The sequence below is a fragment of the Acinetobacter sp. YH12095 genome (assembly GCF_013419245.1).
In the GTDB taxonomy this organism is placed as follows: domain Bacteria; phylum Pseudomonadota; class Gammaproteobacteria; order Pseudomonadales; family Moraxellaceae; genus Acinetobacter; species Acinetobacter towneri.
The window spans coordinates 42,242-55,940 of sequence record NZ_VPAL01000006.1 but is presented as its reverse complement, the minus strand read 5'-3'; the positions used below and the strand labels follow the sequence as shown (position 1 = coordinate 55,940).

11 protein-coding genes and 1 pseudogene are annotated in these 13,699 nt (G+C 41.5%); 7 read left to right on the top strand and 5 right to left on the bottom strand.

Going from position 1 to position 13,699, the window contains the following annotated elements; translation table 11 throughout:
- Positions 1–110: 110 nt before the first annotated feature.
- Both FTU35_RS06420 and FTU35_RS06415 read left to right on the top strand, forming a co-directional pair.
- Positions 111–1,556, top strand: a complete 1,446-nt coding sequence (locus FTU35_RS06420) for a YdiU family protein (protein ID WP_167846259.1) — start codon at positions 111–113, stop codon at positions 1,554–1,556.
- 107 nt (positions 1,557–1,663) lie between these two features.
- Positions 1,664–1,942, top strand: a pseudogene (locus FTU35_RS06415) (MmcQ/YjbR family DNA-binding protein); the annotation flags it as partial.
- A 19-nt stretch (positions 1,943–1,961) separates the two neighbouring features.
- Here FTU35_RS06415 and FTU35_RS13350 read toward each other — a convergent pair.
- The 4 genes from FTU35_RS13350 to baeS form a co-directional block, all read right to left on the bottom strand.
- Positions 1,962–3,035: a hypothetical protein gene (locus tag FTU35_RS13350; RefSeq protein ID WP_218951278.1), complete on the bottom strand. Its 1,074-nt coding sequence runs from the start codon at positions 3,033–3,035 to the stop codon at positions 1,962–1,964.
- Between the two features lie 37 nt (positions 3,036–3,072).
- A complete protein-coding gene (locus FTU35_RS06405) occupies positions 3,073–4,464 on the bottom strand; it encodes a hypothetical protein (RefSeq protein ID WP_180064612.1) in 1,392 nt (463 codons plus the stop codon).
- A gap of 157 nt (positions 4,465–4,621) precedes the next feature.
- The gene (locus tag FTU35_RS06400; RefSeq protein ID WP_180064611.1) at positions 4,622–5,308 is read right to left on the bottom strand and encodes a response regulator; all 687 of its coding nucleotides are present in this window, start codon (positions 5,306–5,308) and stop codon (positions 4,622–4,624) included.
- A gap of 20 nt (positions 5,309–5,328) precedes the next feature.
- Complete coding sequence (gene baeS / locus FTU35_RS06395; protein WP_180064610.1) at positions 5,329–6,984, bottom strand: sensor histidine kinase efflux regulator BaeS; 1,656 nt, start codon at positions 6,982–6,984, stop codon at positions 5,329–5,331.
- A 139-nt stretch (positions 6,985–7,123) separates the two neighbouring features.
- Here baeS and FTU35_RS06390 point away from each other — a divergent pair, with 139 nt between their 5' ends.
- The 4 genes from FTU35_RS06390 to FTU35_RS06375 all read left to right on the top strand — a co-directional run bounded on the left by FTU35_RS06390 (position 7,124) and on the right by FTU35_RS06375 (position 12,504).
- Positions 7,124–7,741, top strand: coding sequence for a hypothetical protein (locus FTU35_RS06390; RefSeq protein WP_180064609.1), 618 nt, complete (start codon positions 7,124–7,126; stop codon positions 7,739–7,741).
- Positions 7,742–8,051: 310 nt separating this feature from the next.
- A complete protein-coding gene (locus FTU35_RS06385) occupies positions 8,052–9,854 on the top strand; it encodes an acyl-CoA dehydrogenase C-terminal domain-containing protein (RefSeq protein WP_180005860.1) in 1,803 nt (600 codons plus the stop codon).
- Positions 9,855–10,073: 219 nt separating this feature from the next.
- Positions 10,074–11,855, top strand: a complete 1,782-nt coding sequence (locus FTU35_RS06380) for an acyl-CoA dehydrogenase C-terminal domain-containing protein (RefSeq protein ID WP_180064608.1) — start codon at positions 10,074–10,076, stop codon at positions 11,853–11,855.
- Positions 11,856–11,994: 139 nt separating this feature from the next.
- On the top strand, positions 11,995–12,504 hold the full coding sequence (locus FTU35_RS06375; RefSeq protein ID WP_019836466.1) for a phosphate-starvation-inducible protein PsiE: 510 nt from the start codon (positions 11,995–11,997) through the stop codon (positions 12,502–12,504).
- Positions 12,505–12,582: 78 nt separating this feature from the next.
- On the opposite strand, the gene FTU35_RS06370 is transcribed toward FTU35_RS06375, so the two are convergent.
- Positions 12,583–13,053 carry an RcnB family protein gene (locus FTU35_RS06370; RefSeq protein ID WP_004975035.1) on the bottom strand — a complete coding sequence of 157 codons (471 nt, stop codon included), beginning with the start codon at positions 13,051–13,053 and terminating at the stop codon, positions 12,583–12,585.
- A 179-nt stretch (positions 13,054–13,232) separates the two neighbouring features.
- On the opposite strand from FTU35_RS06370, the gene FTU35_RS06365 reads away from it, so the two are divergent.
- A complete protein-coding gene (locus tag FTU35_RS06365; protein ID WP_180064607.1) occupies positions 13,233–13,685 on the top strand; it encodes a hypothetical protein in 453 nt (150 codons plus the stop codon).
- Positions 13,686–13,699 lie beyond the last annotated feature (14 nt).

The window sequence follows — 13,699 nt, the reverse complement described above, 5'->3', positions numbered from 1 at the left end:
CTCCGCTAAAGCCCTGACCTGTTCAGGGCTTTATGCATTTTTAGACTTACAGTTTTTAAAGCCCAAGTTTGCTATAGTGAACCTCACTTTGTGCCAAACACTCCCCCACTATGCAATTTAATCCACGTTATCCCACACTACCCGCTCGCCTTTATCATCAACAGCTGCCTTTACCCTTAAAAGATGCTAAAGCTGGACACTTTAACGCTGCATTGGCAAAAGAGCTGCAATGGAGTAGCGAGGAACAGCAGCACTGGGTAAAAATTTGCAGCGGCCAAACCACATTTCAGGAATTTCCACCTTTGGCAATGGTGTATGCAGGGCATCAATTTGGACAATGGGCTGGCCAATTGGGAGATGGGCGAGGCTTACTGATTGCACAAGTGCTGGACACACAACAACGTACCATCGACCTACATTTAAAAGGTGCTGGGTCAACGCCTTATTCACGTATGGGCGATGGCCGTGCGGTTTTGCGTTCTGTGATTCGTGAATATTTAGCAGGCCATGCTTTAAATGCACTTGGTGTCCCTTCAAGCAATGCGGTGGGATTCACTTCATCTACACAAGGCGTACAACGCGAAAAACTAGAACTGGGCGCCATGTTATTACGCACCTCTGACTGTCATATTCGTTTAGGTCATTTCGAATGGATCAATCAGTATCAACCTGAACTACTACCTGAATTTGTGCAAAAATGTATTGAGTGGCACTACCCTGAATGCCTGACTGCCGAACAGCCTATACTCGCCTTTGCCACCCAAGTCATTCAGCACACAGCCGTGATGATTGCGAAATGGCAATTGGTCGGTTTTGCGCATGGTGTGATGAATACCGATAATTTAAATATCACTGGCTCTACTTTAGATTTTGGCCCTTATGGTTTTATGGAGCGTTTTCGCCCTAACTGGATCAACAATCATTCGGACTATCAAGGACGTTATACCTACCAACAACAACCCAGCGTAGCACACTGGAATTTATGGGTCTGGTTAAATAATTTAATTCCGCTTGAGCAAAGCCCTGATCAAAAAGAACACTGGAAACAAGCACTGGCAGCATGCTTAGAACATTTTGAACCCACTTTTTTGGAGCATTATAAACTCGGTTTATGTGAAAAAATGGGACTGCCAAGCTTCCATAAAGACAGTTTTGACTGCGCAACCAACTTCTTACGTATTTTGCAAAGTGAGCAACTGGATTACACCCAAAGTTTTATCCGTCTACAAAATAAACAATACACAGAAATATTGGATGATTGTTTAGATCGTCGTCAGTGGGAAATCTTTTTGGCGCAGTATTTACAAATTCGTGAACATCAGGATACCGATGCCTTAGATACTGCTATGCAGCAAGTCAACCCTCATTATATTTTGCGCAATCACATGGCACAAAAGGCGATTGAGCACGCAGAACGTGATGATTTTTCAGAAGTTGAGCGTTTATTTAACTTGCTCAGCCAACCGTATATTCAACAAACGGCATTGGAAAAACCTGAAGATTTAACACCTTTGCCAAGTGATGTGCCAGAAGTAATGGTGAGTTGTTCATCTTAATACGGATGCACTCGCCAAAGGGCGTTTAGAATTCCAACAAAGTTATACACATTTTCTGTGGAAAAAGCTGTGGTTATCCACAGGATAAACTTTTTAGGGGAAAATAAGTGGCACAAACACCGTCATCACTGCATCAAATCGCAGCAAGGGTTGCAACACAATTGCCTGAGGTTAGCCTTAGCGAACCTTTTGGTGATGGTTGTTTGGTGCATAAAGTTTTCGATAAAGTATTTATGCTGAGTCTGAATTTAAATGGTCATGCCATCATCAATCTAAAAGTTCAACCTGAACATGGTGCCATGCTACGCGATTTTTATCCGTATATCCGTGCAGGTTGGCACATGAATAAACAGCACTGGATTTTGATTTTTGCAGAAGACAATTTAAAAATATAATGAATAAATTTTACCATTGATACTGGGCAAACAATTGAGCGCCCATCCTCTTGGCCTGATTGGTATTTAGATCATCTGCAATATATTTCAAGCCAAAATTTTGATGCTGTACTGATAAGCCTAAAGCATGGGTCTGAGGTTCAAAATGGATTCCCCATTCTACACCTTTATCCCAATAAGCGTTCAATTGCCAAAGACTACTATATTGATTGCTGATTGAACTTATACCTAAACGCCAATTCTGATCTGACTGATAATTTAGATCAGTATAAATTTTAAAAGGCAGTTTCTGCGTATATTGATGATACTTATTAAATTGTCCCTGAATATCAAATCGTGGACGCTTATCCTGATCATAAGCAATCTGATATTGGGTGTAGGGTGCATCTTGCCAATATAAATAAGCCAAAGCATCTTGAATATTGATATTTACTTTCCAGTGATTCGCAATGGTCCCTTGTAATGAAGTATCAAATGCAAAACCATATCCATGATTCGCTCGCTCATTCCAGCCCATTTTATCTTCTTTTAATGCTGGCTGGTCATAACTATAGTCAATTTGACCATTAAGCCACTTCACACGATCCATAAGTTGTTCCTGATCTGTGGTTTTCGCCAAAGCATTCACCTGACCATCAGCATAATGTCGGCCAATCAGTGCGGTTGCACCTGTGATCAGGTTCCAGTTAGGTGAAAGTTGCCAGGTGTAGGCAAAACGTGACCCAACCGTATCAACGTGCTGCGCCTCAAGTTGTAAGTTATATTGGGTATTGGCATCAATCAGTTTATCATTTTTAACTTGATAATATAATTTTGCAGTGTCTGGACTAAATCGCAGTACATAATCGTAACGCCAAATCCAGCTAAAATCCCATTGTCCCTGTTTAACACCCAACTGCATTAGGCCATGGGCAAATGCATTTTTTCCCGATTTAAAATCTGGGGCATCCCAATCATCAGTAAATGCGTGAATCGACAAAGGTTCACTATATACATCTGCCTGTACTTGATAATAGATTTTTTCCTGGGCATTGGAGTAGAAAGGAATAAGCATTCCCAATACAGCTAGACTTTTTTTGAGCATATAAAAAGGGGGATTTACTCCCCCTCTCCTTTTATGATTATGGTGCAATCGCTTTAACGGTATTATCTGTGAATTTTGCAGAATATACATTATCTGACACTTTGCTTACTGTAGCGTATGGGGTGTTACCCACTTTAATCTCTGCTGAAGTAAACTTGTCAAGATCAGCAATTTCAACATAAGCACCATTGGCATGAGACAGTTTTGCCCACACCACAGGTTGATCTTTTGTAATCAGGTTATCTGTTTTAAAGTCAGCCGTTAGCGCATCTTTATCCACAGCGACCTTAATCGTTGCTGTACCTTTCTGGTACTCATTACGTTTAGCAGTTAAATCAATACTAAATGGTTTAATGCTGGTACCGCCACCTTTGACATTACCACTGAGTTTCACATTCAGGTCCGCATTGATAAATGCAGCAGCAGTTTCACCATTAGTCACATCAATCTGTTTTGACAAATCATTGTTTAATTTAATGCTTGCCTCTAGGTTAAGGTTCTCAGTTCCAGCAACTGCCTTACCTTTTAAGTTCAGTTCAGTCGGAATAATTTCTGTAGAGGTGCTTAAACTATCTTTAAACTGAACTTGTGTCGCCTTGCTTGAAAACTCCGTTAAGCTCAACTCTGCACCTGTACCTACAGCAGTCAATACAATATTCTCAAACTTAAATTGTGCAGTCTTAGGTGCTTGGTCACTAGAACGATCATCAAGTTTTTTCGCATTGTTATAAACAACTTGAGCAGTACTATCACTATTGAACGCCAAAATTGCCTCTTTCTTACTCAGGACATTCTTGGTCGCAATTTTCCCACCAGCAACCAATTTAAAATCGTAAGTTGATAGAGATGCCGAGAATGGTGCTTCAAGTTTCAGATTGGTTACAGCCACAGTAGTTTCATTACCAAAAACGTCAGACCATGTTTGTGTTTTAGAGTCCCAAACATAATCTGTCCAATATTTAGCTGTAACTCCCCCTGTTACAGTCACAGAATCAGGCTTTACACTCACTTTTAACGTATTATTGCTCAATTCATAATCAGGGGAATAATACTGACCATAGGTTGAAGCTTCTTTTAATAAAGCCTCTAACTCAGTTGCATCATATTCTTGGGTTGAACCGTTTGCAGCTTGTTGCGCTAATGAAGCCAAAGTCAAAATCAAGCTACTAGCATTCCCAATATCACTGCCAGCATCACTAATTGCATCAAATGTCGGCTGATATTGTGATTGAAGCCCATCGAAACTATCAAAATAACTAATAATCGTATTTGTTGTATCTACCAATTGCTTTGCCTTATCCAGGTCTGATGCTGGAACAGCTGGATTTTCAGGAATATTACCACCATTATTCGACGATGAATCACCGCCTCCACCACAAGCAGTTAAAATGGCTGAACAAGCTAAAACTAACAATGTTTTCTTAAACATTCTACTCCCCTTTTTTAAGGAAAATTGTTATCTAAATTCTTTAATTTAGGATTTTATAAAACCATTTTTTGGTTTTTTATAATCATATCTAGTTATATTTATAATGACAATCGATTATTTAATATAAGCCCTTTATTAATAAAGAGCTTATATTTTTTTACTCATCAGGATATTCAAAACGATAGCCCACACCATACACCGCCTGAATCCACTCATGCCGATTTCCCGTTTCGGCAGCGTCAGAAATTTTACGGCGCAAGTTTTTAATGTGGCTATCAATTACACGATCTGCCACTTCAAAACTGTCAGGGTTAATATGATCTAGCAATTGCGCACGTGAATACACCTGCCCGACATGCTCTAAAAACAATTCCAATAAACGGAATTCGGTTGGGGTCAAATTCAAGGTTTTTTGCTGATACCAAATACGCTGCTGTGCTTTATCCATACGGAATAAATCATTACTTTCTGGCTCATTTTTACGTTCCAAACGGCGCAACACCGCTTGCACGCGCGCGACCAATTCTTTCGGGCTAAAAGGCTTACATACATAATCATCTGCGCCCATGTTTAGACCTAGTACCCGATCAATTTCTTCAGTACGTGCCGTGACCATAATAATAGGCACATCGGACTGTTCACGCACTTTGCGGCAAATGGTCAAACCATCCATACGCGGAATCATCAAGTCTAAAATCATCAGGCTCGGTTTACGCTGCAAAAAGCTGTCATAGGCCTCTTGTCCATCATGAAACATACTGACTTCAAATCCAGCAGCTTCTAAATAATCTCGCACCAACTGGGCAAGTTCAATTTCATCTTCAACCAGCAAGATATGTTTCATGCACGATTCCTTAAAGTCCTTCAAGATTTGATTGTTTTGGGAAAGCTTAATTTGCAGCGTAAACCACCCAACGGTGAATGTGCAAAACTTAACTCTCCGCCCAATGCTTTGGCAATTTTGACCGATAAAGCCAGACCTAAACCTGTCCCGCCTGTGGCACGTGTACGCGAATCATCGACACGATAAAAACGCTCACCCAAGCGTGCCAATTGTTCATCACTTAAACCAAACGGGCTATCATCTACATACACCGTCCACTGGGTTGCGCTTTGACTGGTGTGAATATGCACCTGCCCACCTGCTTCAGTATAGCGAATACTATTACTGAGCAAGTTGAGCATAATTTGTTTAAAGCGGTCTATATCCAATTGTAATTGCGTGCCTTCACCCGACACGATCAAGTCCAACTGAGCCTGCTCAAATTTCGGTTTAAAGCTTTCGATTTCCTGCTCAATCACTTGCCATGGATCAATGCTCGAGAAATAGCATTTCAGCTGCATGGCTTCGGCTTGCGCCAAGTCCGATAAATCCTGTGTGAGTTTTTTCAGATTATTGACCTGATGCATCATCGCAGCCAAATGCTCTGGTGTGGCTTTGCGGATACCATCTTGCATGGCTTCAATTTGTGCCTGCAACACCGCCAATGGCGTTTTTAACTCATGCGAAGTATCAGCCACCCACTGACGACGTGAAGTTTCATGTTGATCTAAAATCACCGCCAAATGATTCAATTCGGTAGATAAATCCCCCAACTCATCATTACGATTGACCTTGACCTGATGCTGATAATGGCCTTTGGTTAATTCACGTGTGCCATTTAATAAGCGCTGAATTGGCTTTTTAAAGTAGGTCGCCAACAATAAGGCAGCAATCAAGCTCGCCAAAATACTTAAAGCATAAGCCAATAATAAATAACGAGTTTGTTTACTAAAAAAATTAATACTTAAAGCATCTTCCTGATCTAACACAGGTTTTAAGCCCAAATAGCCCACGACTTTTTCATTGACCATAATTGGACGATAGGAAATTTGAGTTTCAGCAGGCTCTCCCACTACAAATTGCCGCTGTGCATCATATAAAGATAGACGCGAACTCAAACCCAAACGGTCAGGCATCGAAATAAATTGTTTTTTCCCTGAAGATTCTGTCGTGTTGTTTTGCCCTTCATTTTTACGATCTGAACGGAAAGCATTTTGATTGGCACTTAAAGGAAAGACCAAACCTTCAAATGGCTGAAACTGTGAAGGTAAATTCAGTTCTAACCAGCGAAGTTCTGCGGCATTGGCTTGTCGTTTAGCTAGATCAGGCTCGACCACACTTGAGTTGACATTGGCGAGGGTGTGTTCCTGAAAATAACGCTGCTGCAAAGCAATGTCATACTGACGACGCAACCACCACCGCGATAAACGGTCATAATCATCGGGCGCAGCTTCACCTTCAATTTGGAGAATTTGCGCCTGAATGGCATTGCCCCAATCGTGATATACCGCATAGACTTCTGCCAAGTTTTGAGTGAGCAAGTCCAGCTTTTGCATTTCGACATCGGCCACATATTTGCTGAAGTTTCGCTGCATATTGACATGCAATACCCCCAAGCTGACCGTGGTAATCAGAAAGGTCGTCAGCAGCACTGTTAAGAACAGGCGTAATGCGATGGGTATACGGCGAATTTTCAAAAGCGCAATCTCAGCTTTTTTTGTCGATTTTGAGCATTGTAACCAACAGTGCTAGAAAAAACTCTCCATTGTTTCTACATCTTTATTATTTAATCTTTAATCATCCAAAATCACATGCTCTTGTATGGAGGAATTTAGAATGAATAAGATGACAAAAATTGCTTTAGCCACTGCCAGCGTTTTATCTGTAGGTGCGTTGACTGCCTGTCAATCCACCCAAGCACCAAAAGATATGAAGCAGTCGCAATATATGCATGGTCATTATCAGAAAGACCGTCACATGACGCCTGAACAACGCAAACAATTTGAAAAAATGCGTACTGAACGTAAACAAGTCATGCAAGACATAAAAAAAGCCTGCGATGGCAAAGCGGTGGGTTCAGCAGTCCAAGTCAAAGCAGGTGAGCAAACACTAGAAGGCACATGTGCGATTACATTTAAACCGAACCGTGATGAAATGAAACGTGGTGAACATCACCCAATGCGTGCCGATAAAGCCGATCGTGGTCAATTCCGTGGCATGCATATGCATCGTGGCGAACCACTAACCGATGCGAAACGTGCTGAGTTAACCCAGCAATACGATCAACGTTTAGCTGAACATCAAGCGCGTCAACAAGCTGCGACCAAAGCCTGCCAAGGTCAAACCGATGGTAAAGCCGTGCAGCTAAAAGTCGGCATACAAACAATAGATGGCAAATGTATCGTTCACTTCCAGCCTAAAGCACCTGTTTCAGCACCGGATAAGGCTGCTTAAGCCACTCTAAAAAGCATAAATAGATAAAAAAGGCGCAAATTGCGCCTTTTTTATTGGACATATCTCTTTACGCTTTTTGACTATTTGTATCATTTCAAATTCAGCAAAACTGTTTACACTCAAACAACTTAGCCATTTCAAGATAAAAATCTTTGACTTTGCAGTCACCAAGAAATGCTATGCAGATGCTTGTACCGAATTAGAAGATGTTGCACGATTACAACCATTCCAACATGGCATGTCTGAGAAGGCATGCGCTGAAATCCATTTAAAATATAACGCTGGTCAAACCAGTATTGAGGAAACCGATATGCCACAATACAAAGCGCCTTTACGTGATATGCAATTCGTTTTGCATGAATTATTAAATGCCGAAGATCACTATGCAAAATTACCTGCATTCCAAGAAAACGTAAGCCGTGAATTGGTTGACCAATATTTGGAAGCTGCAGCAGATTTCTGTGAAAATGAACTTTCTCCAATCAACCAAAGCGGTGACCGTGAAGGTTGTACTTGGAATGATGGCGTGGTGACTACACCAACGGGCTTTAAAGAAGCGTATCAAAAATATATCGAACTCGGTTTCCCATCACTTTCAGCTGAAGAACAATACGGTGGTCAAGCATTACCTGTTTCTTTAGGTAACGTTATTTCTGAAATGGTTGGTACTGCAAACTGGGCTTGGGGCATGTACCCTGGTTTATCGCACGGCGCAGTCCGTACTTTAGAACACCATGGTTCTCAAGAACAAAAAGATGCTTATTTGCCTAAACTTGTTTCAGGCGAATGGACAGGCACCATGTGCTTAACCGAATCTCACGCAGGTTCTGACTTGGGTATTATCCGTACCAAAGCTGAACCACAAGCAGACGGCAGCTATGCAATCTCTGGCGAGAAAATCTTTATCTCTGCTGGTGAACATGACATGGCAGAGAACATTATCCACATTGTACTTGCTCGTCTTCCTGGCGCACCTAAAGGTACTAAGGGTATTTCTCTATTCATCGTGCCAAAATTCAACCTCAATGCTGACGGTTCTGTAGGCGAGCGCAATGGCGTACGCTGTGGTTCAATCGAACATAAAATGGGGATTCATGGTAACGCGACTTGCGTGATCAACTTTGATAACGCGAAAGGCTTCCTAATTGGCCCTGAAAACCGTGGTCTAAACTGCATGTTCACGTTCATGAACACTGCACGTATCGGTACAGCGGTACAAGGTCTTGCAGCATCTGAAGGTTCTTTCCAAGGTGCGTTGACTTATGCCAAAGACCGTTTAGCAATGCGCTCACTTTCTGGTCCGAAAGCTCCTGAAAAAGAAGCAGATCCAATTATTGTGCATCCTGCTGTACGCAATATGCTATTGACTCAAAAAGCGTTTGCTGAAGGTGGTCGCGCACTAGTGTATCTGTTGTCTCTACACGCAGATATCGTTGAACAAGGTGCAACTGAAGAAGAACGTAAGTTCTCTGACAACATCTTGTCTTTATTGACGCCTATTGCAAAAGCATTCTTAACTGAAACAGGTTCTGAATCTGCAAAACATGGTGTGCAAGTCTTCGGCGGTCATGGCTTCATTTCTGAGCATGGCATGGAACAAATTGTGCGTGATACACGTATTTCATGCTTGTACGAAGGTACAACTGAAATTCAAGCACTCGACTTGTTAGGTCGTAAAGTTTTGGGTACACAAGGTGCAATGTTGAAAGACTTCACCAAAATCATCCATAAATTTGCAGAAGCCAACAAAGACAACGCAGCAATGCAAGAATTTGTTGAACCGCTCGCAGCGCTCAATAAAGAATGGGGCGATTTGACCATGCAAATTGGTATGCGTGCAATGCAAAACCCTGAGGAAGTAGGTGCTGCAGCAGTAGACTACATGTACTTCTCTGGTTATGTAACACTAGCTTACCTATGGGCACGTATGGCATTGGTCGCTCAAGAAGCACTTGCAGCAGGCACAACCGATGTAGACTTCTATAATGCTAAAGTGACGACTGCACGTTTCTACTTCAAGAAAATCTTGCCACGTGTTCGCTCACACGTAGACGTGATTGCAACAGGTGTAGAGCCACTATTTGCATTAGATGCTGAACACTTTGCTTTCTAAGCGAAAATTGAAACTCGCTAAATATTGAACATATTTAGCGGGATATTCAAAATGTTGTACTCTTGAGTACAGAAATTGAGAAAGGACGGTCATAGCATTGACAGTCCTTTTTCTTTATAAATAAAGCATTCTTTCGCTTTAGTCGCCTACAACATTCACAATTGTAGATTACACTGAACTCAACGAATCAAGATTCAAACAATAAACAGGTGAACTCACATGCCAATTTATAATGCCCCACTTGCCGATATGAAATTCATCTTAAATGATGTATTCAATGCAGAACAATTCTGGCAAAACAATGAAAACCTCGCTCACCTTGATGCTGCAACGGCTGAAGCAATTTTGGAAGAAATGGCAAAATTTGCCCAAAATGTGACGCTGCCGATTAACCGTAGCGGTGATGAAGAAGGCGCGATCTATAACAATGGTGAAGTGACTACCCCTGCTGGTTTTAAAGAAGCATTTAAACAATATGCCGAAGGCGGCTGGATTGGTTTAGGCGCAGATGAAGAATGGGGCGGTCAAGGCATGCCAAAAATGCTGACAGTATTGTCAGATGAAATGCTCTTTGCCACCAACCCATCATTCTTATTGTATCCACTACTGTCTGTCGGTGCAGGCATGGCGTTAAGCAGTTATGCATCACAAGAACAGAAAGAAACGTATTTACCTAAAATCTACTCTGGCGAATGGTCAGGCACCATGTGCTTAACTGAACCGCATGCAGGTACAGATTTAGGGATTATTAAAACTAAAGCTGAACGCAACGAAGATGGTACTTATAACATTACAGGTACTAAGATCTTCATTACAGGTGGTGATCACGACCTCGCAGAAAACATCATTCACTTAGTTTTAGCGAAAACACCGGATGCTCCTGCAGGTTCACGCGGTATTTCTTTATTCATCGTGCCAAAATTCTTGGTGAATGAAGATGGTTCATTGGGTGAACGCAACCCTGTAGCCCCAGGCTCAATTGAACACAAAATGGGCATTAAAGCCTCTGCGACTTGTGTGATGAACTTTGACGGTGCCAAGGGTTTCTTGGTCGGTAAAGAAAATGAAGGTCTTGCAGCCATGTTCGTGATGATGAACTACGAACGTCTGTCTATGGGAATTCAAGGTTTAGGTGCATCTGAATTTGCCTATCAAAATGCTGCGCAATATGCGACTGACCGTATCCAAGGTCGTAGTGCATCGGGTGTAAAATCACCAAACAAAGCTGCAGACAGCATTTTGGTACATGGCGATGTACGTCGTATGTTACTTAATGCGCGTGCCAATAATGAAGCTTCGCGTGCATTTGCGGTATATGTGGGTCAACAATTGGATATCACTAAATTCTCTACCGATGCAGAAGCTGTGAAAAAAGCCAATGACCGTGTTGCATTGTTAACTCCAATTGCCAAAGCCTACTTAACCGATACTGCTTTCAATGCGACACTTGATGCGCAAATGGTCTTCGGTGGTCATGGTTATATCCGTGAATGGGGTATGGAGCAATGTGTTCGTGATTTACGTATCGCCCAAATTTATGAAGGCACCAACGGCGTACAATCGCAAGACTTGATTGGTCGTAAAACCATTAAATGTAATGGCGAATTTATTGCAGAATACATTGCAGAAATCCGTGATTTCACCAATGGTTTAGATGCAGACCTCAACTTCATTAAAGATGCAACTTTAGATGCAGCGACTGAAGTTGAATCCGTGACTCAATACGTTTTAAATGCAGCTAAAGAAAATGTAGATTTCCCGAACGCAGCAGCGGTTGATTATTTACATGCGGTAGGTTTGCTCAGCTTCTCATATATGTTTGCGCGCATTGCCAATGCAGCCAAACAAAAAGAGGGTGAGTTCTATCAAAACAAATTGTCATTGGCACTGTACTTTGTACAACGTATTTTGCCAGAACTAGCTTTACGCATTACTAAAGTGAAAGCGGGTGCAGAAGTGGTAATGAACTTCAGTGAAGATTACTTCACCAACCAGTCTTAATTCATACAGTATCTGCAAAAACGCCTGAATCATCAGGCGTTTTTTTATACTAAATTTTATATCCCTATTCTAAATTGTGCATGAAATTTGCATTACCTTTGTTGAAGTCTGAATATCCATACTCAAACAGGAGGTGAAAATGGCAGTACGTCGTTCAAAAATAGATAGAAATATTCAAGCAGTTGAAAGCCTATTAGACAAATATGGCAATTGGGCAGTAGAAAGTTTTCATTATCTTGCGCTCTTTATCATTGGCTGTATGGTCATTTGGTCTGCTGGACATACGGTAATTGATATTTTCACCATCAAACAATATGCCACTATTGATGACATCTTATTGCTTTTTATCTATTTAGAACTAGGAGCAATGGTTGGTATTTATTTTAAAACCAATCACATGCCTGTACGTTTTTTAATTTATATTGCCATTACCGCACTAACCCGTTTGCTAATTTCAGATATTCAACACGACCATAAAGCTGATCTCGATTTAGTGATTATTACTGGTTCAATTTTAATTTTAGCCGCTGCAATTTTAGTGGTGCGTTTTGCATCTTGGCATTACCCTTCCGTTATTCGAGACAAGCACAGTGAAAAGCCTTTAGCACAAGGCAAAACCCCTCGCCCAGAAGATGATGAATTGGCGTAAAAATCTAAAATAGGTCAAAAAAATGCTTCTAGATACTCAATATCTAGAAGCATTGATGTCTATGATTTCACTTTTTTCTCAACGATTTGCCACCAACACATAACGCCCATGTTCAAAAATCCAGTACATACCTCGTGGCGGAGCGGGTAAACCCAAGTGCTGCCAGTCGGTCACCACACGATAGGTCGAACTTTCAATATGTGCGCTACTTGGCTCACCATTTACCCAACTGTAACTTTGGTGGTTATATTGCACAGTACTTGGCGCATTGTATTGAATATTGATGCCACTACGAATCGTGGGCTGCCCCCACTGCGGCACAGGTCGTTGATGGTATGGATAATGTGGTGGATAGGAATAGGGTTGCTGTGAATGATAAGGTCGATGCTGCGGATAAGCAGGACGATGTTGTGGCGAATAAGGACGATGCTGATCACGCTGTGTATTGACGCCTGTATATCCTGCCCAACGATTGGTTTCGGCCAAGCTCTGCATCGACACACCTAAAAATAGCATGCCACTCAATGCAGTTAAAATCGCCACTTTCATATCTAGCACTCCTATTTTCATATTTTTATTCTAAGCTCAAATTAAGGATAAATAATGAATAAAAAATCAGCAATTTTAAACTTTCATCTCCGCAGATTTCACCGACACGGCTCGCCATTTATGAAATATCACCAGCCCCTATGCTAAGATACATTTTTTTTGAAATTGGATGAAACCTCGTGCCTGAATTAAATTTTGACCGCCTTCATCAGTTTTTCTGCAAAGTTCCGAGTGTGCAGCAAGCCCGTGTAGACGCTTATGGTTCAGACGGTCAGCATGCATGGTGGTTTAAATTTCAAATTGATGTAGAGCACCCACTGGCCTGGCAAACTGTACAAGAATTGGGGCATGTCCTGAATTATATTTCCAGAGATGAGCGTTTACCGACTCAATTTTTACCAGTTTCACCGCCACCGTATATGAATGGTGATGCTAAAGATTTTTTATCGTGGGTGATTCAATGTAACCATCCAGAATTTAGTCCAGATGTGGTCTGTGACTGGTTAGAAGCCCGTTTGCCGAATCCTGTAGATGATGAAACACAATGGAAAATCAAAACCGATATTGCTGAGTTAGATCAAATGAGTGATAAAGATTTGGATGAAATGGTGCCGCCAAATCCTGTAAAGTAATATTCGGGTCTAAA